Source organism: Curtobacterium sp. AC273, assembly GCF_979253735.1.
In genome coordinates this window covers 302,833-326,063 of the sequence record NZ_CEEDDU010000005.1, presented here as the reverse complement: position 1 = coordinate 326,063, position 23,231 = coordinate 302,833, and the positions used below count along the sequence as shown (strand labels likewise).

Here is a 23,231-nt window from a genome sequence, read left to right as displayed (position 1 = left end):
TCGTCCCGCGAGCCACACCACCGACACGAAGGACTGCACCGCATGACCACGATCCACGACGCCCCCGACGAGTTCGCCGAGGACCAGCTCGCCGGCTGGCTCGCGCTCTACGCCGACCGGGTCCGCGGCGTCCACGGCGGCGTCGTCGGCCTGCCGACCGAGGGCGCCGAGCCGCAGGTCGCGGTCGTCGTCGGCGGCGGTTCCGGCCACTACCCCGCCTTCTGCGGTGTCGTCGGCCCGGGCTTCGCCACCGGCGCCGTCGTCGGCAACGTCTTCACCTCGCCGTCCACCGCGCAGGTGTCTCGGTCGCCAAGGCCGCCGACCAGGGCAAGGGCGTGGTGCTCTCGTTCGGCAACTACGCCGGTGACACGATGAACTTCGGGCTGGCGGCCGAACGGCTCCGTGCCGAGGGCATCGACACCCGGATCGTGGTCGTCACCGACGACGTCGCCTCGGCCGAGGAGCCGGCGCGGCGCCGGGGCATCGCAGGCGACTTCTCGGTCTTCAAGGCCATGGGCGCGGCGGCTGCTGCCGGGTCGGACCTCGACGAGGTCGAGCGCATCGGGAACGCCTCGAACGCGGCGACCCGCACGATCGGCGTCGCGTTCTCCGGCTGCACGATGCCCGGTGCCACCGAGCCGCTCTTCACCGTGCCCGAGGGGCACCTGGGACTCGGGCTCGGCATCCACGGCGAACCCGGCATCGAGGACGTCCCCCTCCTCCGCGCGACCGACCTCGCCGACCTGCTCGTGTCGCGACTCCTCGCCGATCCGGCCCGGCCGCCGGCACCCGGGTCGCACCGATCCTCAACGGCCTCGGCGACACCAAGTACGAGGAGCTGTTCCTGCTCTGGGGTCGCATCCTCCCGCTGCTGCAGGACGCCGGGGTCGAGGTCGTCGAACCCGAGGTCGGCGAACTCGTCACGAGCCTCGACATGGGCGGCTGCTCGCTGACCCTGCAGTGGCTCGACGACGAGCTCGAGACGCTGTGGCGGGCCGACGCGTACACGCCGGCGTACCGCAAGGTGGCGGCGCCGGTCGCCGCGCTCGTGCCGGCCGACGCCGTGGACGTCGCCGAGGACGAGGCGACCGTCGTGCCGGACGCGACCGATGCCTCCAGGCGGGCTGCGGGGACGGCGCGCGCCGCCGTCGAGGCCGTCGACGCGCTCCTCCGCGACCACGAGGAGGAACTCGGCCGCATCGACGCGGTCGCCGGCGACGGCGACCACGGACGCGGCATGGTCAAGGGGATCGGCGCGGCCCGCGGGGCGGTCGACCGCGCCGGCCAGGAGGCGGGGGTCGCCTTCGTCCTCGGACGCGCCGGTGACGCGTGGGCCGAGTTCGCCGGTGGCACCTCCGGGGTCCTGTGGGGTGCAGCACTCGAGGCCTTCGGCCGCTCGCTCGGCGACGACCGTCCGTCCTACGGACCGGGCGACGTGGTCGAGGCCGCACAGGCCTTCGCCGACTCGATCGTGCACCTCGGCGGAGCGTCCCGTGGGGACAAGACGCTGCTCGATGCCCTGTTGCCGTTCGTGGACGAACTGCGAAGCGCGGTCGACGGCGGCGCCCCGTTGGTGGCAGCGTGGGAGACGGCGGCGCGCGTCGCGGTCGAACAGGCCGCGGCGACCCGCCGACCTCAAGCCGAAGGTCGGGCGTGCCCGGCCGCTGGCGGAGAAGAGCCTGGGGACGCCCGACGCGGGCGCCACCTCGATGGGGATGATCCTCACGCGGGTCGGCGAGGTCCTCGCCGCCCGTGCAGAACAGGAAGGTGTGAACGCATGACGTACCGTCTCGTGATCGGCTCGGACGATGCCGGGTACGACTACAAGGAGATCATCAAGCAGGACCTGCAGGCGGACCCGCGGGTCTCGTCGGTGCAGGACGTCGGGGTCGACGCCGACGGGCACACCGCGTACCCGCACGTCGCCGTCGACGCCGCCCGGCTCGTCGCGAACGGCGAGGCCGACCGCGCGATCCTGATCTGCGGGACCGGCCTCGGCGTCGCGATCAGCGCGAACAAGGTCCCCGGCATCCGGGCCGTGACGGCGCACGACTCGTACAGCGTCGAGCGCTCGGTGCTCTCGAACGACGCCCAGGTGCTCTGCATGGGGCAGCGGGTCATCGGCGTGGAGCTCGCACGACGCCTGGCGAAGGAGTGGCTCGGGTACGAGTTCGACACCTCGTCGGCGAGTGCCGAGAAGGTCCAGGCGATCTGCGAGTACGACGGCAGCGCCCCGCCGGCGTCGACGCGCAGGCGTAGCAGCGGACGCGTCGGCTCGGCGTCGGCGCGGCGCTTCGGCGCGGCGCGGAGCCGTTCTGCACAACCGAGGTGAGCCCGAACCACGTGATCGCGTGGTTCGGGCTCACCTCGATTGTGCGCAGCGCGGTCGCGCCGACGTCAACTGCGCGCGGCCAGCCGGTGCACGACCGCCTTCGTCGTCTCGTACAGCTCGCGGTAGTCGCGGTACCCGGGCTCGTAGGCGGCCGTCGCGTGCGGGTCCGGTTCGATGCGGACCGCCGGCGGGTTCCAGTCGCGGACGTCGACGTCCGCCACGAGTCCCGCCGCCAGGAACGCCGACCCGTAGGACGCGCCCACGGTCACCGTCGGGATCGTCTGCGGCAGGCCCGTCACGTCACTGACGATCGTCGGCCAGAGCCGCCCGAGCAGCCCGCCGCCCGCGCCGACGAGCTCCCGCACCTCGACCCCGGCCTCCCGCAGCACCTCGAGGTTGTGGCGCACCGCGTACGCCGTCGCCTCGAGCGTCGCCCGGTAGAGGTCGCCGCGGGTGTGCCGCACCGTGAGCCCGGCGATCACCCCACGGGCGTCCGGATCGGCGATCGGCGTCCGCTCCCCCGCGAAGTACGGCAGCATGAGCAACCCGTTCGCGCCGATCCCGGCGCACCGGGCCTCGTCGAGCATCGTCGGCCACTCCCCGTCGACGAGTCGCCGGAGCCACTCCGTCACCGCTCCCGAGGTCGCCGTGCCGCCGGACACGCTCGGCTGACCAGGGTGCGTCCCGACCGTCGTCCACATCCCGGGCACCGCGACCGGCTGCTCCGTCGGCACGATCATGAACATCGTGGTGCCGTACTGCAGGAACATCCGGCCCGGCACGGACTCGCCGACGCTCACGCCCTCGGCCCACGCGTCGATGGTGCCGGCGGTCACCGGGATGCCGGCCGGGAAGGCCGTGGCCGCGGCCGCCTCGTCGGTGACGGACCCGGCCTGGTCACCTGCCCACAGGAGCCTCGGCATCGACAGGCCCGGCGCGAGCAGGTCGCACCACTCCGGGATCCAGGCGTTCTCGTGCACGTCGTAGAGGGGCGTGGTCTGGCTCGCCGAGTGGTGGTCGAGGACGTACTCCCCGGTGAGCTGCTCGACGATGCGGGACGACGGCATCGTGAAGCGGACGGCACGCTCCCACACCGCGGGCTCGTTCCGGGCGACCCACGCGAGCTTCACACCGGCCCCCTGCGTGGTGAGTGCCGAACCGCAGCGTTCCCGGACCGCTCCCTCGCCGCCGAGTTCCGCGGTGACGTCGGCGAGCATGTCCGCCGTCCGGGTGTCGACGCCGTACAGGACCGCGGGACGCAGGGTGCGCCGGCGTCGTCGGTGAGGAGCACGCAGGGTCCGATGCCACTGACCCCGACGGCGACCACGTCGGCCTCCGGGACGCGCTGGAGCAGCTCGCGCGTCAGGGCGACGAACTCCTCCCACCACACGTCGGCGTCCATCTCGACGAGGCCCTGCTCGGGGCGGTCGACGTCGTGCGGGCGGCCCGCCTCGGCGATGACGGTGCCGTCGATCCGCACGAGCAACGCCTTCGTGCTCGACGTCCCGATGTCCAGTCCGAGCACCGCCCGCATGCCGCCTCCCTCGCCGCTGTCGACCGTCGTCGGTCCCCGCGAGTCTACGAACGATCGAGCGTCGTCATCCTCGCGGGGGACGACACGGCGGAGCGGCAGGAGGGATCGTGGGGGAACGGCGACGCCCAGGCTCCTGTCGGGGGCCGGACGTACCGTACTCCCGACTCCGATGCTCCACCGAGGGGAAACCGATGAAGAAGTCAGCCTGGCTGCCAGCAGTCATCGCTCCGGTCGTCGTGGCCGGCGCCGTCGCCGCGCCGATGATCGCGAACGCCGCGAACGACCCGATCGCGGGGACGAACCCGAGCGCCGCCGACGTCATCGCCAGCATCGCGAAGTCCTCCGACGCGCAGTACTCCGGCAAGCTCGTGCAGACGAGCGACCTCGGGCTGCCCGAGCTCCCCACCGGCTCCGGCGGATCCTCGCTCGAGGGTGACGCCTCGGACGTCGTCGGGCTCCTCACCTCGTCGCACACCGCCCGCGTCTACGTGGACGGCGCCGACAAGCAGCGCGTCCAGCTGACGCAGCAGCTCGCCGAGCAGGACCTGATCCGCAACGGCTCCGACGTCTGGACGTGGAACTCGAAGGAGCGGACGGCCACGCACGTCACCCTGCCGAAGGACGCCGCCACGCCGCACGACGGCGCGACCACCCCGGCCGAGATCGCCAAGCAGGCCGTCGACGGGATCACGCCCACCACGACGGTGTCGAAGCCGACCGAGGTCCGCGTCGCCGGACACGACGCCTGGCAGATCACGCTGACGCCGAAGGCGTCGGGCACCCTCGTCGGAACCGTCCGCCTGGCGATCGACCAGCAGACCGGCCTGCCGCTCCGCGCCACGGTCGACGCGAAGGGCCAGGACGACCCGGCCGTGCAGGTCGGCTTCACGAGCCTGTCCTACGGCGCCCCGGCCGCGCGGCTGTTCGACTTCACGCCGCCGTCGAACGCCAAGGTCGAGGACGAAGGACCTCTCCGACGCCGGCGCCCACGCGAAGGGCGACGCCGACCACCACCGGACCGACGGCAAGCGTGTCGCCGGTGACGAGCCGACGTTCACCGGGAAGGGCTGGGCCACGATCGCCGAGCTCCCCGCCGGCACGGTCGACCAGTCCTCGCTCGGTGCCGACGCCTCCGGCCTGCTGAGCCAGGTGACGAAGGCGGTCGACGGCGGTCGCGCGGTGCAGACCTCGCTCGTGTCGGTCTACCTGACCGACGACGGCCGTGTGCTCGCCGGCGCCGTGCCGGTGTCCGCCCTGGTCGCCGCGGCGAAGTGAGCGCGGACGACCACCGGGTGAGCACGACCGCACCGGACGCCGTGGACGCGAGCGCCCCGGTGCCGGCGGCCGACCTGGCGATCCGCACCACGGGCCTCCAGAAGGTCTTCCGCAAGCAGCGCGCGGTCGACGGCATCGACCTCGCCGTCCCTCGTGGGGCCGTCTTCGGCTTCCTCGGCCCGAACGGGTCCGGCAAGACCACCACGATCCGGATGCTGCTCGGGCTGTCGAGCGCGACCGGCGGCACCATCGAGGTGCTCGGCGAGTCGATGCCGCGGTCCCTGCACACCGTGCTGCCGCGGGTCGGCGCGCTCGTCGAGGGGCCGGCGTTCTACCCGTACCTGTCCGGCCGGGCCAACCTGCTCCGCTTCGACGCCGCCGACCCCACGTCCGACCCGCGCACCCGCAAGGACCGCGTGGCGAGTGCCCTCGACCGCGTCGGCCTGACGCACGCGGCCGACAAGAAGGCGCACGCGTACTCCCTCGGCATGAAGCAGCGGCTCGGCCTCGCCAACGCGTTGCTCGCCCCGCAGGACCTCCTCGTGCTCGACGAGCCGACGAACGGCCTCGACCCGCAGGGCACGCGCGAGGTCCGCAACCTCATCCGCTCCCTCGCCGACGACGGCACGACCGTGTTCGTGTCGAGTCACCTGCTCGCCGAGATCGAGCAGGTGTGCACGCACGCCGCCGTGATGCGGACGGGCAAGCTCGTGGCGCAGGGGGCGATGGACGACCTCCGGTCGGCCGGGGCCCGCACGGTCACCGTCCGGACGCCCGACCTCGAGCAGGCCGGCAGCGTCCTGACCCGGCTGGGGCTGACCCCGCGGCACGAGGGCGGTGCCGACGTGCTCGTCGCCGACCTGCCGAACGAGGTCCTCGCCGAGACCATCACCGCCGAACTCGTGCGCGCGGACGTCCGGGTGCGAGGGCTCACCGTCGGGGGCGGAACGCTGGAGGACCTGTTCGTCGCACTCACCGGAGAGGGATTCGATGTCGCAGCCTGAGACCGGCGTCGCGGACGGCACGGCACCCGCGGCCGACCGCAGCGCCGTCGCACCCGCCGGACCGGCCGACTCCCCGTCGCCCGTCGACCGCGCCCGTTCGCACTGCTCGGCTCCGAGCTGGCCCTCGTCTTCCGCCGTCGCCGCACCTGGGCGATGCTCGGAGCCCTCGCGCTCGTCCCGATCCTGATCGCCGTGGCGATCCGCCTGACCACCGGCGGCGACGGTGGCGGCCCCGCGTTCCTCGGCGACATCACGAACAACGGCCTGTTCGTGTCGTTCACCGCGCTGACGGTGTCGATCCCCCTGTTCCTGCCGCTCACCGTCGGCGTCGTCGCCGGTGACACCGTCGCGCGGTGAGGCGAGCCACGGCACCATCCGGTACCTGCTCGTCGCGCCGACGGGGCGTGTCCGGTTCATCCTGGTGAAGTACGCGCGGGTGCGGTGGCGTTCTGCCTGGCGGCGACGCTGCTGATCGTGCTCGTCGGTGCGGCGATCGGCGCGGTGCTGTTCCCGATCCCGGTCCTGTGACCCTGCTGTCCGGCACGCAGGTCGACGGCTGGTCCTACGCCGGCCGGGCACTGCTCCTGGCGCTCTACGTCACGCTGTCGATGCTCGGGCTGTCCGCGATCGGACTGTTCGCCTCGACCCTGACGAGCGTGCCCGTCGGGGCGATGGCCGCGACGGTCGTGCTCGCCGGCGCCTCGCAGGTGCTCGACCAGCTGCCGCAGCTCGACTGGTTGCACCCGTTCCTGTTCTCGCACCAGTGGCTCGGCTTCGGCGACCTGCTGCGCGACCCGATCGCGTTCGACTCGTTCGGGTCGAACGCCCTGCTGCAACTCGGCTACGTCGTGGTGTTCGGCGCGTTGGCGTACAGCCGGTTCGCCACGAAGGACATCCTGAGCTGAGCCGCCGGCCCGACGGTCAGCTCGCGGGGCTCGCCGATCCGCCGGCCATCGTCTCGGTGTCGCTGCCGCGTTCATCGGCGTACCGGTCGCGCAGGTCCCGGGCCTTCTCGGACCGGTACCAGTCCAGCCGTGCCCCGGTCTCGACGGGCTGCATGCCGACGACGACCTTGCCGCGGGAGTGCATCTCGGCCAGGTCCTCGTACGCGTCGACGATGTACTCGAACGGGTAGTAGCCGGAGATGAGGATCTGGACCCGGCGGTCCTCCACGGCCTTGGCGAGCATGGTCAGGTTCTCCATCGCCTCCTGGTCGCCGGCCGGGGCACGCAGGTACCGGATCTCCACGTCGCGGCGCTCCTCGGACGACACGTACCGCTTGTCGTCGATGCCGAGTAGTCCCCGCCAGGGCCTTCGAGGTGCGTCCCCGTGGTTGTCGATGAACGCGGTGATCGGCCGACCGTCGGCGATCTCGCGGATACGGGCCTCCTCGCCGTCGCCGTAGACGACGGGCAGCGTGCCGATCTGCCGGAGGTAGTCGTGGTTCCGCGCGCTGCCGAGGGCGATCACGGTCGCGCCGGCGTCGTGGGCGAGCTGGCACTCGATGTGCCCGACACCGCCCGCGGCGGCGCTGATGACGACGGTGTCGTCGGGGTCCGAGCTTGAGGTCGCGGACGATCGTCACCGCGGTGCACCCCGCCAGGTACAGGCCGCCGGCGACCTCCCACCCGACGTGCGTCGGCTTCGGGATGACGGCCTCGCGCGGCACCCGGATCCAGGTGGCGTGCGCCCCGCCGTCCGGAGCGTGGCCCATCACCTCGTCACCGACGCGGATCCCCTTGACCTCCTTGCCCTTCGCCCGGACGATGCCGGCGAAGTCGACGCCTGGTGCGCCGGGAACGCGAGTTCGATGTGGTCCTGCAACCGTCCCTCGCGGAGGAAGCGCTCCACGTGGTTCAGGCCGGCCGCGATGATCTCGACGACGACGTCGCCGGGTCCGGGCTCCGGACGTTCCTGGGGGACGAGCTCGACGACGTCGAAGTCGCCGTACCGGTCGTACTGGACTGCACTGCCGATCCGCATGGGGTGCTCCTTCGCTGGAGAGGTGCCACCCGCCTACTCGGAGTTCCCGGATGCAACCCGAACGCGCGGGGTACCCGGGTCAGCGGCCGGTCGACGCCTCGATGATGCGGGTCACCGTCTCGGCGTCGAAGCGGAACGCCAGCCGGTCGGCGTCCGTCCGGGGTACCGGACCGGGGTCGACCGAGACGGAGCCGTCCTCGCCGAGGTCGACGACGAGCGCACCCGAGTCGACGAAGGCTGCTTCTTCGGACCAGGGTCCCGCGACGTCGGTGTCGTTCGCGACGCCCGGGGCGACGAGGACCGGCACACCGGCGAGGGCCCCGGCGAAGTGGTGGTGGTAGTGGCCGGCGAGGACCACGCGGACGTCGAGGTCGCGGATCGCGTCGGCGAGCGCGCCCGGGTTCCGGAGCACCGCAGCGCCTCGTGCAGGGCGGTCAGTGCCGGCAGCGGCGGGTGGTGCAGGACGACGACGGTGCCGTGCGGCGCGGGCTCCCCGGCGAGCGCCGTCCGCAGGCGCTCGAGCGAGGTCTCGTCGATCTCGCCGTACCCGGCCCCGGGGACGCTCGTGTCGACCGTGACGATCCGACGGCCGGCGACGAGCGACTGCCCCGACACCGGGACCGTCGGCGGGAGGTACTCCATCGTTGTGCATGAGCCGCGTCCCACCCTCGCCGAGGACGTGGCCGTTCGCCAGCACTGACGGAACGCCTCGCGGAGGTCGTGGTTGCCCGGCACGGTGACGAGCGCCGCGCCATGCCGCTCCGCCCAGCCGCCGACCCGTTCGAGGACCGCGGCGTAGGACTCCGCGGAGCCGTCCTCGGAGACGTCGCCGGACACGATGACCACCCCCACGCCGGGCACGTCGTCGACCCGGGCGAGGACGCTCTCGAGGGCTGCCGTGGTGTCGACGGACCCCTGGTGGAGGGCGCCGTCGCCGGTCAGGTGGGTGTCGGAGAGGTGGAGGACACGGAGGGTCCCCGGTGCGGGCGGGCTGCATGCGGCCACCACCATTCCGCACGGGTTGGCGTTGCCTGGTGCCGTCGCGTCGGGCGCTGCGCGGCACCGGCGTGGTCGAGGGAGCAGGAATCGTCGAGCCGGAGGACCGAGGACCCGACGACTTCTGCTCCCTCGACGCAGCGGTCGCCCGGTCAGTCGGCGGCGTCGGCGTCGGCGTCGGCGTCGGCGACGGCCAGCTGGTCCTCCAGGTTGAAGACCTCGGGCAGTACACGCGCCGTCTGGTCGGCCCGGCCCGTCGCGCCGTCGAACAGGTCCTGCATGTGGGACTCCCACGCACCCGCGACCTCGGACGCGGCGAGCGACACATCGGCGTCCGCCACCGAGTCCGTCTCGTAGTACCCGATGAGCAGGCCGTCGTCGTCGAGGAACAGCGAGTAGTGCCCGCCGCCCCGCCGTCGCGACTGGCGACCCGCAGCACTGGCCGGCCAGACCCGCAGCGTGGCGCTCCCGGTAGGCGTCCATGAAGCGCCGCCGCCACCTGCAGACGGAAGCAGACGCGGGTCACGTGATCCGTTCCTCCAGCCTGCCGCAGGCGCGGATCACCCTGGTCCACGCCCCGCTCACCAGGCGTCCGCTGGTCTCGCGCACCCTGCAGCGCCTTGTTGGCGCGCGGCGTGCTCCTCCGGGGTGCGGACCGTGCCGGTCATGCTGGTGACGGTGCCGTACCGCTCGGCCTCGATCTCCTCGAGCGTCTTGCCGCGCGTGTTCGGGGCCCAGATCGTGCCGATAGGAACGACAGCGCGAGCAGGCCGATGATGAGGCCGCCGAGGCCGCGGAGGCCGATGTCCGACAGCAGCAACGGGAACCAGATGCTCAGCAGGCCGACCACACCCGCGCCGCGAGGAACAGCACGCCCTGCGCGCTGGCGCGGTACCGGGTGGCGAACAGCTCGGACGTCCAGAGGCCGTAGAACGCCTGCGCGCCGATGCCCGACGAGATGCCCCACGCGACGGCGAAGAACAGCAGGGTGCCGAGGTTCGCCGGCGCGTAGATGAGGACGGCCCAGGCGATGATCGCGAGCACGGCGCCGATCGCGAAGAGGACCCGGCGGCTCATCCGGTCGGCGAAGCGCATGAAGCCGAAGTACGTCGCGGCGACGGTGCAGCCCCAGACCAGGATCTGCAGTCCGTACTGCTCGGGGACGCTCGTGACGCCGGTCGCGGAGTACACGCGCGGCTGGAAGATGCCGGCCTGGCCGGCGACGGTGTTCCAGAGCGCGTAGACGCCGAACATGAACAGCATCGCGGTGAGGTTCTTGCGGCGGCTGAAGAGCTGGGAGAAGCCGTGGAAGAAGTCCCGCTGCCGGTGGCCGCGCGCTCGTCCTTCCAGATCGTGGATTCGGCCAGGCCGCGGCGGAGCCACCACACGATCGCGGCGACGACGAACAGGTGCGCGAAGATCAGGCGGCTGCCGAGGGAGTCCGAGGGGCGCGCGGCGGCGATGGCGAGCGCGAAGCCCACCATCGAGGCCGATCGACCAGGCGAGCTGCGCGGTGCCGACGTGGGCTGCGCGCTTGTCGGCCGGTGCCTGCTCGGCGATGTAGGTCCAGCGGCCGGTACCCCGGCTCCACCGCGATGCCGGTCAGGATGAACCCGACGAGGAGCATGCCGTAGCTGCCGGCGAACACCGCGAGCAGGATGCCGAGCATGTAGAGCAGCAGGTCGTACGTGTAGATGAACTTGCGGCCGTAGCGGTCGCACAGCGGTCCACCGACGATCGCAGCCGGCGGCAGCGCCCGAACGCGTTCGCGGACAGGCTCGCCAGGAGCCCGACCTGCAGGTCCCCGATGTGGAACTGCGCCTGCCAGAGGCCGAGGCTCGTGGCGATCGCGATGATCGACCCGGACTCGATGTAGTTCGACATGGCGACGGAGATGGTCGCTCTCTTCCAGCCCGTGGTGGTGCGGGCTCCGGATGCGGACCGCCATTGGTCCTCCGTTCGTGCGTTCGTCGGTGGAATCGTTTCAACGGTGCTGCGAGGACGTTACTCGGCGCGGGGCACGAGGAGCAAGTCCCGCGCGGCGCGCGCGCGGTGGCGGTTGGCGGGGTCGGGCGTCGTTGCCGCTTTCGGGCGTAGTTGCCGCAATCGGGCGTACCTGCCCGGAAATTCCGACCAGGTCACGCCCAGTTCCGCCCCACACTTCCATCGCAGGCGTCATGGGAAGGAAAGCACCACGATCCGGCCCCGACACCACCCGCACGACGCCCCGATCGGGCAGCGGGATGCCAGGATGACCCCATGGCAGTGGAGCGTTCGGGACGTCGCAGCGCTCGCCGGTGTGTCCCTCGGCACCGTCTCGAACGTGCTCAACCGCCCCGACAAAGTCGCCCCCGGCACCGTCGAACGCGTGCAGTCCGCGATCACCCAGCTCGGCTTCGTCCGCAACGACTCCGCTCGCCAGCTCCGGGCCGGCCGGCAGCTCCACCGTGGGCCTCATCGTGCTCGACGGCGGCAACCCGTTCTTCACCGACGTCGCACGCGGCGCCGAGGACGCCGCGATGCAGAAGGGCCTCGCCGTCCTCGTCGGCAACCTCCGACGAGTCGGTCGACCGCGAGCACACCTACGTCGACCTCTTCGAGGAGCGCCGGGTCGCCGGGCTCCTCATCTCCCCCGCCGGCGACGACCTCTCCCGCCTCGCCCGCCTCCGCGACCAGGGCACCGCCGTGGTGCTCGTCGACCGCCGCGCCGATGACGAACACTTCGCCTCCGTCTCGGTGGTTGACGTCGCCGGCGGGCACATCGCGGTGTCGCACCTCGCGGCGATCGGCCGACGCCGGATCGCGTTCGTCGGCGGCCCGTTCGGCATCCGGCAGGTATCACCGACCGGCACGCCGGAGCGGTCGCCGCCGCCACCGAGGCCGGGGTGTCGCTGGAGGTCCTCACGACCGGATCGCTCTCCGTCCTCGAGGGTCGCCGCATCGGCGAGGAGATCCAGGCCCGCCCGGCTTCGAAACGGCCGGACGCGGTCTTCGCGGCGAACGACCTGCTCGCCGCGTCGGGCTCGAGCAGGCCTTCATCATCGCGCGGGTCGATCCGGGTGCCGGACGAGATCGCGATCGTGGCTACGACGACATCGCGTTCGCCGAGGCGGCAATCGTCCCCCTCACCTCGGTGCGGCAGCCCGCGCAGGACCTCGGCCGCCGTGCGATCGAGCTGCTGCTCGCGCAGGTCGAGGAGGGGCACGCCGTCGAGACCCTCCACGTCGAGTTCACGCCCGAGCTCGTGGTGCGGCAGTCCACCGTCGCCGAGCGCTGACCCGCGAGGCACCGCGGAGTCGAGACTCGGGTCGCGTCCCGCGGCCGGCTCCGCCCCCGGGCCTGGAGGCGCGTGGCGGCGCCGCACCGCGCCTCCAGGCCGGCACGTGTCCGCACCACCCCACCCGCCGCCTACGATCGGAACATGGTGCATGTCCCCCGGCGCGACAGCCCGCCGAGCGTGCACCACGTCGCCGCCCGGGCGGGCGTCTCGCTCGCGACAGTCTCGAACGTCCTCAACCACCCGGAGCGCGTGGCGGACCGCACCGCAGCCCCGGTCCGCGCCGCCATCGACGAACTCGGGTACACGCCGAACCGGAACGCGCGCGCCCTCGTGTCCGGCAGCACGCGCGCCATCGGGCTCGTCGTCATGTCGCTGCGGAACTCCCTGTTCAGCGACATGGTGAACGGCGCAGCTCGAGGCGCGGAGCGCGGGCACGCGTTGCTCATCGCGAGCAGTGAGGACGACCTCGAGGCCCAGGCCGACCACCTGGCGTACCTCGAGAGCACGCGGGTGTCCGGGATCCTGCTCGCGACGATGTCCGAGTCCAAGGAGCAGGTCGACCTGACCCGGCGGCACGGGCACCCGGTCGTGTACGTGAACCACGAGCCGTCCGAGGTCGAGGCCTGCTCGGTCGTGGTCGACAACGAGCAGGCAGCGTACCTCGCCACGACGCACCTCATCGAGCGGGGCAGCAAGCGGATCGGCTTCGTCAGCGCCCGCCCGAACTGCAACCGGTGCACCGACGGCGCGCGAGGGTGCTGCGGGCGTTCGCGGAACACCCCGGGGTCGCCCTCGTCGACGTCGACGCCGGGGACATCGACCCGGTCGGCGGCACGGACGCCGGAGCCGGATCGCCCGGATGCCCGCCTCCGAACGGCCGGACGGGGTGCTCGGGGTGACGGACATCCTGGCGATGGCCGTCGTGACCGAGCTGCGGGCGGCGGGGCTCCGCGTGCCGGAGGACATCCCGGTGTCGGGCTGCGACCACAACTCCGTGGCGTGGGGCGGAGCGGTGCCGCTGACCTCGGTGACGATGCACGGCGCGGAGATGGGTGCGGCGGCGGTCGGGCTCCTGCTCGACGAGCTGCAGGACGCGCCGGGCGAGCACTGCACCGGACCGTGGTGATCGGCAGCGAACTCGTGGCGCGGGAGAGCACGCTCGGCCGGGCGGCGGCTGCGGCGGCGGCGCGGTGCCGGAAGCCGAGCGACCCGCGGTTGCGCGAGAGCTGACGCGGGCGGGGCGGGCGGCGGGCGGGTGGGCGCGGCGGGCGGCACGCGCGCCGCTGACGAGTTTCGCGGTGAGCGACAGTTCACGCGCCGACGAGCGCGTGAAGTGTCGCTGAGCGAAAGCCGGCTGGCGGCCCTGGTGGCGACCACCCCGGGCGGTGCGGCACGGGGCGGAGGTGGGCCGCGCCTCCGTCTGCCGGAAGTGCGCGACCGCGGAGGCGGGCGCCGCTCGACCGCACCGCGCCGCACCGCACCGCGCCGCGCCGCTCCGCGCCGCGCCGCCCCGCGCCGCACCCAGGTCTCGCGGTGAGCGACACTTCACGCCCCGACGAGCCCGTGATGTGTCGCTGAGCGCGAAACTCGGGCCGGCGCCCACCGCACCCGCCGCGCCGCCACCCCCACCCGCACCCCCACCCGCACCCACTTCCGTAACGAATCGCGGCGGACGATTGACACGCTTCAATCGCCGTGGTTCCATTCCGATTGAAACGTTCTAAACAGCAGCACCGGAGCCCCGCAGCGGAGCGGGATCCGGTCCGTTTCACCCCGGGGTACCCCCGCCCCGGGCCTTACGAGGAGGTAAGGAATGTCAGCTCGCTCCCTGACCACCAGGCTCATCGCCATCGGCGGCGCCACGGTCCTCATCGGCGGCCTGGCCGCGTGTTCGTCGGGCGGCTCCGCCGACACCGGCAGCGGCGGCGGCAAGGTGCAGATCACGTACCAGGCCGACAACTCGCCCGCGACGGCCGCCACCGCGAAGCCGCTCATCGCCGCGTTCGAGAAGGCCAACCCGGACATCACGGTCAAGTTCGACACCCCCCCGCAGGGCACCGACGGCGACAACCTGGTGAAGACGCAGCTGTCCACCGGCGAGATGGCCGACGTGTTCAACTACAACTCGCGGCCCGCTCATGCAGGCGCTCAACCCGGACAACACCCTCGTCGACCTCACCGACCAGAAGTGGGCGAAGGACGTCGACCCGCAGTTCACGAAGGTGGTCAGCACCGACAAGGGCATGTACGGCGCCCTGTTCGGCACCAGCTTCGGCGGCGGCGTCATGTACAACAAGAAGGTCTACGAGAAGCTCGGCCTGAGCGTCCCGACCACGTGGGACGAGTTCATCAGCAACAGCGAGAAGATCAAGGACTCCGGCGTCGACCCGATCATCCAGACCTACGGCGACACCTGGACCAGCCAGCTGTTCATCCTCGGCGACTTCGCGAACATCACCGCGCAGCAGAAGAACTGGGCCACGCAGTACACGAAGAACAAGGAGTCCTACGCGAAGGACCCCGCACTCGCCGGGTTCGACCACCTCGCCGAGGTCAAGGACAAGGGCCTCGTGAACAAGGACTACGCGTCCGCGACGCAGGCCAACGGCCTGAAGATGCTCGCCGACGGCACCGGGGCGCAGTACCCGATGCTGACGAACGCGATCTCGACCCTGCAGCAGGACAGCCCCGACGCGGTGAACGACATCGGCGCCTTCGCCCTGCCGGCGGAGAACGCGGACGACACGAACCTGACGATCTGGGAGCCGAACGGCCTGTACATCCCGAAGACGTCGACGGGCGACAAGCTCGCGGCGGCGAAGAAGTTCGTCGCCTTCGCGAACTCGGACCAGGGCTGCAAGGTGCAGAACGACACCGGCACCCCCGGTGGCCCGTACGTCATCTCGACGTGCACGCTGCCGGACAGCGTCCCGACGATGATCGGCGACCTGCAGAAGTACCTCGACGACGGCAAGGCATCGCCGGCCCTCGAGTTCCTCTCCCCCATCAAGGGCCCGAACCTCGAGAAGATCTGCGTGCAGGTCGGCTCGGGCATCTCCTCCGCCGCTGTCGGCGCGAAGCAGTACGACCAGGACGTCGTGCAGCAGGCGCAGCAGGCTCGGCATCAAGGGCTGGTGATCCGGTGACCGCGACGCTCACGACGGCGGCAGCACCGCCGCACACCCTCAAGGCCGGGCCGGGCCCGCACGCCCGCCGGATGCGCTCGTTCTACCCGGCGTGGTTCTTCATCCCGGCGATCGCGTTGTACGTCGTGTTCTTCGCTGGTCCCGACCTTCGCGGGGTTCTACTTCTCGCTCACCCGCTGGACGCTGTTCGACCAGACCTTCATCGGCTTCGACAACTTCGTCCGGTTCTTCCAGGACCCGCAGCTCGTCTCCGGGTTCGTGCACACAAGTTCGAGTACGGGTTCGTGACGAGCGCGGCGAAGGTGGTCCTCGGACTCGCCTCCGCCCTGCTCCTCACGAGTCCCGTGCTCGAGCGCGGGTACCTCCGCGCGGTGGTGTTCTTCCCCGTGCTGGTGTCGACCATCGGCATCGGCATCACGCTCAAGGCGCTGATGGACCCCTTCCACGGGATCATCAACGGCGTCCTGGGTTCGGTCGGCCTCCCCACCCTGGTTGGCTGACCGACCCGGCGCTCGCGCTCTGGAGCGTCGCCGCGGTGGACGTCTGGAAGGGCGTCGGCATCGCGACGCTCATCTTCATCAACGGCATCGTGGCGATCCCCCAGGAGTACTTCGAGGCGGCCCGCGTCGACGGCGCGAGCGCGTGGTCGATCTTCAAGAACATCACGTTGCCGCTGTCCCTGACCGGCGATGGGGACGGTCATCATCCTGTCGCTCATCGGCGGCCTGCGGTCCTTCGACCTGATCTGGGCGATGACCGGCGGCCGGACCGGGTTCACCAGCGACGTCATCGCGATGGCGGATTCTACAAGCAGTACCAGGCCGGCTTCTACGGGCTGTCGACCGCGGGCAACGTCGTGCTGTTCATCGTCGTGACCGCGATCATGGTCCCCATCTCGTGGCTCATCAACCGCAAGGAGGCGGACCTGGTGACCGCGCTCACCAGTCCCCGCGTCGGCGCCCCCGACGCGGTCCCGCCACCCGGGCCGTACCCGCAAGTGGGTCATCGGCTCGATCGCGATCGTCGTCAGCTTCGTGGTCTTCCTGGTGCCGTTCGTCTTCGTCCTGTTCCAGGCGGCGAAGAACCCGGCCGAGGCGAACCAGCTCGGCTTCAGCCTGCCGACCGAGTGGCAGCTGTGGCAGAACCTGCAGACCGTGTTCCAGTCCGGCGACGGCGGCATCCTCCGCGCCTTCTGGAACAGCGCGATCCTCACCGTGGGCAGCGTCATCATCATGGTGGTGTTCTCCGCGATGGTCGGCTACGTCCTGCAGCGACGGCCGAGCAGGTGGAACGGCCTGATCAACTTCTTCGTGCTGGCCGGCCTCATCGTCCCGCCCGCCATCGTCCCGACGATCTGGGTGCTGCAGGGACTGAACCTGTTCAAGACGATGGGCGGGATGATCCTCATCGAGGCGACCTTCGGCCTGTCGTTCTGCATCCTGCTCTTCCGGGCGTTCGTCGCGACGATCCCGAAGGAGCTCGACGAGGCCGCCGTCCTCGACGGTGCCGGCCCGATCCGGCTGTTCTTCGGGGTGGTCCTGCTGCTCCCCAAGCCGGTCATCATCACGGTCGTGCTCGTGCAGTCTGTGACGGTGTTCAACGACTTCACGAACCCGCTGTACTTCCTGCCCGGCTCGAGAACGCCACCGTCCAGCAGACGCTCTACTCGTTCCAGAGCCAGTCCGTCAGTCAGCTCAACCTGCTGTTCACCGACGTCCTGCTCATCACGATCCCACCGCTCGTCCTGTACATCTTCTTCAACCGTCAGATCGTCGCCGGCATGACCAGCGGCGCCGTCAAGGGCTGACGCCCGACCCCGGCCTGGAGGCACGGCTCGCCTCCCCCGGTCGTCCCACCCCGTCGGGGCGGCCGGGCCCACGACCCCCGCTCCGGTCGACGACGACCGGTGGCGGAAAGGACCACACCACATGACCACCTGGACCGCATCGTTCATCGCGAGCGACGACGACCTCGGCAGCGCACCGATCCTGCGCCGGGAGTTCACCCTCGAGGAGGGCCACGGCCCCGTCACCGCGGCGACCCTCGACCTCAGCGCCCTCGGCGTCGTCGAGGGCTGGCTCGGCGGGCAGCGCGTCTCCGACCACCTGCTCGAACCGGGCTGGACGAGCTACGAGTGGCGCATCCGCGTCGCGTCGCACGACGTGACGGCGCACCTGGCCGACACGGCTCCGGGCAGCGCCGCCGTCCTCGCGCTGGTGATCGGCAACGGCTGGGCCGCCGGACGCCTCGCGTGGGGCGGTGGCGGCGGCTGGTACACGGACGAGCGCGCCGGGTTCGCCGAGCTCCGCATCACGTTCGAGGACGGCCACGAGCAGCACGTGGTGACGGACACCGACTGGCAGGCACTGTCGAGGGCGATCACCGCCGACCAGCTGTACGACGGCGAGGACGTCGACGCCCGGCTGCGCGACGGCTCGTTCCTGACGCCCGGCGAGGTCACCGTGCCGAGCGTCGACGGACACGAGGCCGCACGAGCGGCGTGCACACCGTCGACCTCGGGGAACGCGCACTGGTCGCCGACACCGTGCCGCCGGTCCGGCCCCTCGCCGAGATCGCACCGGTCGACGTGGACGAGCCCGTCGGGAGCGACCCTGCTCGACTTCGGCGTGAACCTGGTCGGCTGGCTCCGCGTGGTCGCCGCCGGGCCGCGGGCACGGTGCTGACACTCAAGCACGCCGAGGTCCTCGAGCACGACGAACTCGGCACCCGACCCTGCGCTCGGCGAAGGCGACGGACCACTTCACCCTGAGCGGCGGCGAGGACCGTTTCGAGCCCCGCTTCACCTTCCACGGGTTCCGCTACGCACAGGTCGACGGCTGGCCGGGCACCCTCGACGAGCTCCGCACCGCGATCACCGCCGTGCAGGTCGGCTCCGACCACGCGGACGGCACGTTCGAGTCGAGCCACGACCTGCTCAACACCTTCCACGACAACGTGGTCCGGGGCATGCAGGGCAACTTCCTGAGCGTGCCGACCGACTGCCCGCAGCGCGACGAGCGCCTCGGGTGGACGGGCGACATCGCGGCCTTCGCGCCGACGGCGTCGTACCTGTTCGACACCAGGACGTTCCTCGGCGACTGGCTCCGCGACGTGTGGCTCGAGCAGCAGCACGCCGAGGGTGTCATCCCGTTCGTCGTGCCGGACGTGCTGAAGTACTCCCCCGCCGAGGACTTCGGCAAGCCCGACGCCACCGCGATCTGGTCGGACGCCGGGGTCTGGGTGCCGTGGACGCTGTACCAGGCGTACGGCGACACGGCCGTCCTCGAGGAGCAGTTCGACTCGATGGCCGCGCACCTCCGCCGGATCCGCGACCACCTGTCCCCCCAGGACCTCTGGGACACGGTGTTCCAGTTCGGCGACTGGCTCGACCCCGACGCCCCGCCGGAGAACCCGGCGGACGCGAAGGCCGACAAGGGCGTCGTCGCGACGATCTGCGCCTTCCGGTCCGCGACCATCGTGGCGGAGGCGGCGGAGCTCCTGGGCGGCCACGAGGCGGAAGCGGCCGAGTTCCGGGAACTGCTGCGCGCCTCCAGGCAGCCTTCCGGGCCCACTACCTGCTGGACGACGGCCGGATCCTGTCCGACGCGACCACCGTGTACACGCTCGCGATCGTGTTCGGGATCCTCGACGCCGAGCAGGAGGCGAGGGCGGGCGACCGCCTCGCCGAGCTGGCCGAGCAGTCCGGGTACCGGATCTCGACGGGCTTCGCGGGACGCTGTTCATCACCGACGCGCTCACGAAGACGGGCCACCTGTCGGACGCGTACGAGCTGCTGCAGACCGAGTGCCCGTCGTGGCTGTACCCGGTCACGATGGGCGCGACGACGGTCTGGGAACGCTGGGACTAGATGCTGCCGGACGGCACCATCAACCCGGGTGAGATGACCTCGTTCAACCACTACGCGCTCGGTGCCGTGGCGGACTGGATGCACCGGGTGGTGGGCGGTCTCGCGCCGCTCGAGCCGGGGTACTCGTCCGTGCTCATCGCGCCGCAGCCGGGCGGTGGCCTGACGTGGGCGTCGACCTCGCTGGACACGGTGCACGGGCACGTGGCGGTGCGGTGGGAGCTCGTCGACGGCGAGCTCGTCGTGCACGCGACGGTCCCCGAGGGCGTCACCGCGCTGGTGCGGCTGCCGGGTGCGCCCGAGCACCGCGTGTCGGGAGGCACGCACGAGCTCCGCGCGCCGGCCGCGGTCCCCGCGGCGTAGCGCCGGCCGCGGTCCCCGCGGCGTAGCGCCGGCTGCGGGGCGGGCGCTGTCGTCCCGCGGCGGCGGGCCTCGGGTTGCACCCCCCGCACGAACATCGCACCCCCGCACACCGGGGGCGCGATGTTCGCCACGGGGCGCAACCGGGCCACCCGCACGACCGGCACGACGACCGGCGCCCGCAACCGGCCGCCACCGCACCGCACCCCCGCACCACCCGCTTGCGCGGACCCCGCGCAGTGCGTACCGTATGAAACGATTCAATCGCACACGAGGAAGTGACACGATGACATCGACCCTCGAGCTTCGCCGGCATCGCCGACCAGCTGGCCCGACAGCAGATCGAGCTGCACAGCTGGGCCTTCGGCAACTCCGGCACCCGCTTCAAGGTGTTCAGCACGCCGGGCACCCCGCGGGACCCCTACGAGAAGATCGCCGACGCTGCCCAGGTGCACCGGTACACCGGCCTCGCACCGACCGTGGCGTTGCACATCCCGTGGGACCTCGTGGACGACTTCGCCGACCTCCGCCGCCACGCGGAAGAGCACGGCGTGCGGCTCGGCACGGTGAACTCGAGCGCCTGTCCTTCCAGGACGACGACTACAAGTTCGGCGCCCTCACCCACGTCGACGAGACGATCCGGCAGAAGGCGATCGACCACCTACCTGCGCTGCATCGACGTGATGGACGCCACCTTCGGCAGCCGCGACCTGAAGATCTGGCTGGCCGGAGGGCTCGACCTACCCCGGACAAGAGGACATGCGCTCCCGCCAGGACCGCCTGCACGACTCGCTCAGCACGATCTACGACCGCCTCGGTGCCGACCAGCGCCTGGTGCTCGAGTACAAGTTCTTCGAGCCGTCGTTCTACCACACCGACGTGCCGGACTGGGGCACGAGCTACGTGCAGACGAGCGCCCTCGAGCCGAAGGCGATGGTCTGCCTCGACACCGGACACCACGCCCCCCGGCACGAACATCGAGTTCATCGTGATGCAGCTGCTGCGCCTCGGCAAGCCTCGGCAGCTTCGACTTCGAGAACTCGCGCTTCTACGCCGACGACGACCTGATCGTGGTGTGCAGCGGACCCTTCTCGGCTATTCCGCATCCTGGTCGAGGTCATCCGCGGTGGCGGCCACGACAACCCCGACGTCGCGTTCATGCTCGACCAGTGCCACAACATCGAGGACAAGATCCCCGGGCAGATCCGCCATCCGGTGCTCAACGTGCAGGAGATGACGGCCCGGGCGCTGCTGCTCGACCGTGTGGCACTGACCGCCGCGCAAGAGGCCCACGACGTCCTCGGCGCGAACGAGGTCTTCATGGACGCGTACCAGACGGACGTCCGGAAGGACCTCGCCGCCTGGCGCGAATCCCGAGGCCTGGCCGGCGAACCCGATGCGCGCGTACCTCGAGTCGGGCTACCAGCAGTCCATCGCCGAGGACCGCGTCGGTGGCGTCCAGGCCGGTTGGGGCGCGTAGACAGATGACGATCAACGACCTGGAGGCACGGGTGGACCCCGCAACGCACGGCAACCGACGCGGACACGACGATCGGTGCCCTCATCGCACGTTCCAACGCGCTCGGCTCGGATCCGCGGATCACCGAACTACGCCATCGAGAACACCTCGGCGAAGGGCACCGACACCGACCCGGTGACCCGCGAGCCGGTGGAGGCTGCTCTGGGTGAAGGGTTCGGGGGCGACCTCGGCGCACCCTCACCCCGGCGGGCCTTCGCAGTCCTGCGCGTCGACCGCGTCCGTGCACTCTAGTGATCATCTACCCAGAGGTGGAGCGCGAGGACGAGATGGTCGCCGCGTTCGACTACACGCTGCACGGCAAGGGCGGTGCGGCGCCGTCGATCGACACCGAGATACCACGCCCTCGTCGACGCCGCGCACGTCGACCACCTGCACCCGGACGCCGGCATCGCGATCGCGACGGCGGCGGACGGCCCCTCGCTCACGGAGCGCATCTTCGGCGGCCAGGTCGAGTGGGTCCCCTGGCGCCGACCGGGCTTTCCAGCTCGGGCTCGACATCGCCGCGATCAAGCGGACCACCCGCAGGCGATCGGCGCGATCCTCGGCGGTCGATACCATCGGCGTGGGGTTTCTCGTCCGGGGAAGCTCGAAGCGAACTCGCGCTGGATCATCGACACCGCCGAGCAGTACATCGCGAAGCACGGGAAGGCCGACCCGTTCGAAGCGGACCCGTTGCAGGCTTCGAGGCGCGCTGCCGACTGACGAACGCCACGCACGCGCCGCCGCCCTCGCCCCGACGATCCGCGGCATCGCCGGGCACGACAAGCCGGTGGTGGGTCACTTCACCGACAGCGACGTCGTGCTCGACTTCCTCAAGAGCGAACGCGCCGAAGAAACTGGCGGCGCTCGGCACCAGTTGCCCGGACCACTTCCTCCGCACCAAGGTCAAGCCGCTCATCCTCGATCTGCCCACCACCGCGAGCGTCGAGGAGCAGACCGCCCGCCTGCACGAACTCCACGAGCAGTACCGCGTGGACTACCAGGCCTACTACGACCGCCACGCGGACCCGGACTCCCCGCGATCCGCGGCGCCGACCCGCTCATCGTGCTGGTGCCCGGCGTCGGGATGTTCTCGTACGGCAAGGACGCCCAGACCGAGGCCCGCGTCGCCGGCGAGTTCTACGTCAACGCGATCAACGTCATGCGCGGTGCCGAGTCGTTCGAAAGGCACCTACGCGACCCCATCGACGAGGCCGAGAAGTTCCGCATCGAGTACTGGGCCCTCGAAGAGGCGAGAAGCTCAAGCCGGATGCCAGCGCCCAAGAAGCTCGCCACCCGCATCGCCCTGGTCACCGGTGCCGCGAGCGGCATCGGCAAGGCGATCGCGAAGCTGCCGGCCGCCGAGGGCGCCGCGGTCGTCATCGCCGACCTCGACGTCGAGCAAGGCCACCCGCTGCGGCAGCCGAGATCGGCGGCCTCGGACCGAGGCCATCGGCGTCGCCGCGAACGTGACCTCCGCAGCGGACATCGACCAGGCGATCCAGCGGACGCTGCTGCACTTCGGCGGTCTCGACCTCGTCGTGAACAACGCCGGGCTGAGCCTGTCGAAGAGCCTGCTCGAGACCACCGAACAGGACTGGGACCCTGCAGCACGACGTCATGGCGAAGGGCTCGTTCCTGGTGTCGAAGGCAGCGGCGAATGGTCCTCATCGAACAGGGGCTCGGCGGCAACATCGTCTGCATCTTCGTCGAAGAACTCGGTGTTCGCCGGCCCGAACAACATCGCGTACTCGGCGACCAAGGCCGACCAGGCGCACCAGGTCCGGCTCCTCGCGGCCGAGCTCGGCGAGCACGGGATCCGCGTCAACGGGATCAACCCCGACGGCGTCGTCCGTGGCTCGGGCATCTTTCGCGAGCGGCTGGGGAGCGAACCGCGCCAAGACCTACGGCATCGAGGAGCAGGACCTCGGCGCGTT

20 protein-coding genes and 12 pseudogenes are annotated in these 23,231 nt (G+C 71.3%); 22 read left to right on the top strand and 10 right to left on the bottom strand.

Annotated features, from left to right (window positions below; genetic code table 11):
- Positions 1-42 precede the first annotated feature (42 nt).
- Positions 43-1,781 (top strand): annotated as a pseudogene (locus ACZ8AI_RS08925) (dihydroxyacetone kinase family protein).
- Positions 1,778-2,224: pseudogene (locus ACZ8AI_RS08920) on the top strand (ribose-5-phosphate isomerase); the annotation flags it as partial. The pseudogenes ACZ8AI_RS08925 and ACZ8AI_RS08920, both read left to right, overlap by 4 nt.
- Positions 2,225-2,397: 173 nt before the next feature.
- Here ACZ8AI_RS08920 and ACZ8AI_RS08915 read toward each other — a convergent pair.
- Entirely contained in the window at positions 2,398-3,033 is a 636-nt protein-coding gene (locus tag ACZ8AI_RS08915) for a xylulokinase (protein WP_464858141.1), read from the bottom strand.
- Between the two features lie 171 nt (positions 3,034-3,204).
- Positions 3,205-3,866: pseudogene (locus ACZ8AI_RS08910) on the bottom strand (FGGY family carbohydrate kinase); the annotation flags it as partial.
- A 191-nt stretch (positions 3,867-4,057) separates the two neighbouring features.
- Here ACZ8AI_RS08910 and ACZ8AI_RS08905 point away from each other — a divergent pair.
- The 4 genes and pseudogenes from ACZ8AI_RS08905 (at position 4,058) to ACZ8AI_RS08890 (ending at position 7,050) form a co-directional block, all read left to right on the top strand.
- Entirely contained in the window at positions 4,058-4,909 is an 852-nt protein-coding gene (locus ACZ8AI_RS08905) for a LolA family protein (protein ID WP_464857962.1), read from the top strand.
- 106 nt (positions 4,910-5,015) lie between these two features.
- A complete protein-coding gene (locus tag ACZ8AI_RS08900; protein WP_464857961.1) occupies positions 5,016-5,141 on the top strand; it encodes a hypothetical protein in 126 nt (41 codons plus the stop codon).
- Positions 5,142-5,158: 17 nt separating this feature from the next.
- Entirely contained in the window at positions 5,159-6,145 is a 987-nt protein-coding gene (locus ACZ8AI_RS08895) for an ABC transporter ATP-binding protein (protein ID WP_464857960.1), read from the top strand.
- A 153-nt stretch (positions 6,146-6,298) separates the two neighbouring features.
- Positions 6,299-7,050 (top strand): annotated as a pseudogene (locus ACZ8AI_RS08890) (ABC transporter permease).
- 16 nt (positions 7,051-7,066) lie between these two features.
- On the opposite strand, the gene ACZ8AI_RS08885 reads toward ACZ8AI_RS08890, so the two are convergent.
- From ACZ8AI_RS08885 to ACZ8AI_RS08855, 7 genes and pseudogenes are all read right to left on the bottom strand, one after another.
- A complete protein-coding gene (locus ACZ8AI_RS08885; RefSeq protein WP_464857959.1) occupies positions 7,067-7,615 on the bottom strand; it encodes a zinc-binding dehydrogenase in 549 nt (182 codons plus the stop codon).
- Between the two features lie 229 nt (positions 7,616-7,844).
- A pseudogene (locus tag ACZ8AI_RS08880) lies at positions 7,845-7,913 on the bottom strand (hypothetical protein); the annotation flags it as partial.
- Positions 7,914-8,239: 326 nt separating this feature from the next.
- A complete protein-coding gene (locus ACZ8AI_RS08875; protein ID WP_464857958.1) occupies positions 8,240-9,133 on the bottom strand; it encodes a metallophosphoesterase in 894 nt (297 codons plus the stop codon).
- Between the two features lie 143 nt (positions 9,134-9,276).
- Positions 9,277-9,495 (bottom strand): hypothetical protein, encoded by a 219-nt coding sequence (locus tag ACZ8AI_RS08870; RefSeq protein WP_464858140.1) that lies wholly within the window; start codon positions 9,493-9,495, stop codon positions 9,277-9,279.
- A gap of 293 nt (positions 9,496-9,788) precedes the next feature.
- Positions 9,789-9,944, bottom strand: a complete 156-nt coding sequence (locus tag ACZ8AI_RS08865) for a hypothetical protein (RefSeq protein ID WP_464857957.1) — start codon at positions 9,942-9,944, stop codon at positions 9,789-9,791.
- A 14-nt stretch (positions 9,945-9,958) separates the two neighbouring features.
- Positions 9,959-10,507, bottom strand: a complete 549-nt coding sequence (locus ACZ8AI_RS08860; protein ID WP_464857956.1) for an MFS transporter — start codon at positions 10,505-10,507, stop codon at positions 9,959-9,961.
- 37 nt (positions 10,508-10,544) lie between these two features.
- Positions 10,545-11,072 (bottom strand): MFS transporter, encoded by a 528-nt coding sequence (locus tag ACZ8AI_RS08855; RefSeq protein ID WP_464857955.1) that lies wholly within the window; start codon positions 11,070-11,072, stop codon positions 10,545-10,547.
- 303 nt (positions 11,073-11,375) lie between these two features.
- Between ACZ8AI_RS08855 and ACZ8AI_RS08850 the strand changes: the two are divergent.
- The 3 genes and pseudogenes from ACZ8AI_RS08850 (at position 11,376) to ACZ8AI_RS08840 (ending at position 13,530) form a co-directional block, all read left to right on the top strand.
- Positions 11,376-12,401 (top strand): annotated as a pseudogene (locus ACZ8AI_RS08850) (LacI family DNA-binding transcriptional regulator).
- 144 nt (positions 12,402-12,545) lie between these two features.
- Positions 12,546-13,106: pseudogene (locus ACZ8AI_RS08845) on the top strand (LacI family DNA-binding transcriptional regulator); the annotation flags it as partial.
- A 157-nt stretch (positions 13,107-13,263) separates the two neighbouring features.
- Positions 13,264-13,530, top strand: coding sequence for a substrate-binding domain-containing protein (locus ACZ8AI_RS08840; protein ID WP_464858139.1), 267 nt, complete (start codon positions 13,264-13,266; stop codon positions 13,528-13,530).
- Positions 13,531-14,090: 560 nt separating this feature from the next.
- On the opposite strand, the gene ACZ8AI_RS08835 is transcribed toward ACZ8AI_RS08840, so the two are convergent.
- Complete coding sequence (locus tag ACZ8AI_RS08835; protein WP_464857954.1) at positions 14,091-14,522, bottom strand: hypothetical protein; 432 nt, start codon at positions 14,520-14,522, stop codon at positions 14,091-14,093.
- Positions 14,523-14,542: 20 nt separating this feature from the next.
- On the opposite strand from ACZ8AI_RS08835, the gene ACZ8AI_RS08830 reads away from it, so the two are divergent.
- From ACZ8AI_RS08830 to ACZ8AI_RS08770, 13 genes and pseudogenes are all read left to right on the top strand, one after another.
- Positions 14,543-15,550, top strand: coding sequence for an ABC transporter substrate-binding protein (locus ACZ8AI_RS08830; RefSeq protein WP_464857953.1), 1,008 nt, complete (start codon positions 14,543-14,545; stop codon positions 15,548-15,550).
- Complete coding sequence (locus ACZ8AI_RS08825) at positions 15,547-16,050, top strand: hypothetical protein (protein ID WP_464857952.1); 504 nt, start codon at positions 15,547-15,549, stop codon at positions 16,048-16,050. Before ACZ8AI_RS08830 ends, ACZ8AI_RS08825 begins: the two co-directional genes overlap by 4 nt.
- A gap of 35 nt (positions 16,051-16,085) precedes the next feature.
- Positions 16,086-16,175, top strand: a pseudogene (locus ACZ8AI_RS08820) (sugar ABC transporter permease); the annotation flags it as partial.
- 64 nt (positions 16,176-16,239) lie between these two features.
- Positions 16,240-16,425 (top strand): hypothetical protein, encoded by a 186-nt coding sequence (locus ACZ8AI_RS08815; RefSeq protein WP_464857951.1) that lies wholly within the window; start codon positions 16,240-16,242, stop codon positions 16,423-16,425.
- A 159-nt stretch (positions 16,426-16,584) separates the two neighbouring features.
- Positions 16,585-17,334: a carbohydrate ABC transporter permease gene (locus ACZ8AI_RS08810; RefSeq protein WP_464857950.1), complete on the top strand. Its 750-nt coding sequence runs from the start codon at positions 16,585-16,587 to the stop codon at positions 17,332-17,334.
- A gap of 144 nt (positions 17,335-17,478) precedes the next feature.
- Complete coding sequence (locus tag ACZ8AI_RS08805) at positions 17,479-18,234, top strand: alpha-L-rhamnosidase N-terminal domain-containing protein (protein ID WP_464857949.1); 756 nt, start codon at positions 17,479-17,481, stop codon at positions 18,232-18,234.
- A 49-nt stretch (positions 18,235-18,283) separates the two neighbouring features.
- A pseudogene (locus tag ACZ8AI_RS08800) lies at positions 18,284-19,451 on the top strand (family 78 glycoside hydrolase catalytic domain); the annotation flags it as partial.
- The gene (locus ACZ8AI_RS08795) at positions 19,452-19,778 is read left to right on the top strand and encodes an alpha-L-rhamnosidase C-terminal domain-containing protein (protein WP_464858137.1); all 327 of its coding nucleotides are present in this window, start codon (positions 19,452-19,454) and stop codon (positions 19,776-19,778) included. It abuts the pseudogene before it with no gap.
- Positions 19,779-20,089: 311 nt separating this feature from the next.
- Positions 20,090-21,255: pseudogene (gene rhaI / locus ACZ8AI_RS08790) on the top strand (L-rhamnose isomerase).
- 75 nt (positions 21,256-21,330) lie between these two features.
- Positions 21,331-21,546, top strand: coding sequence for a hypothetical protein (locus tag ACZ8AI_RS08785; RefSeq protein WP_464857948.1), 216 nt, complete (start codon positions 21,331-21,333; stop codon positions 21,544-21,546).
- A 75-nt stretch (positions 21,547-21,621) separates the two neighbouring features.
- A complete protein-coding gene (locus tag ACZ8AI_RS08780; RefSeq protein WP_464857947.1) occupies positions 21,622-22,017 on the top strand; it encodes a hypothetical protein in 396 nt (131 codons plus the stop codon).
- Positions 22,018-22,381: 364 nt separating this feature from the next.
- Positions 22,382-22,654: pseudogene (locus ACZ8AI_RS08775) on the top strand (bifunctional rhamnulose-1-phosphate aldolase/short-chain dehydrogenase); the annotation flags it as partial.
- Positions 22,611-23,084: pseudogene (locus ACZ8AI_RS08770) on the top strand (SDR family NAD(P)-dependent oxidoreductase); the annotation flags it as partial. The pseudogenes ACZ8AI_RS08775 and ACZ8AI_RS08770, both read left to right, overlap by 44 nt.
- Between the last annotated feature and the right edge of the window lie 147 nt (positions 23,085-23,231).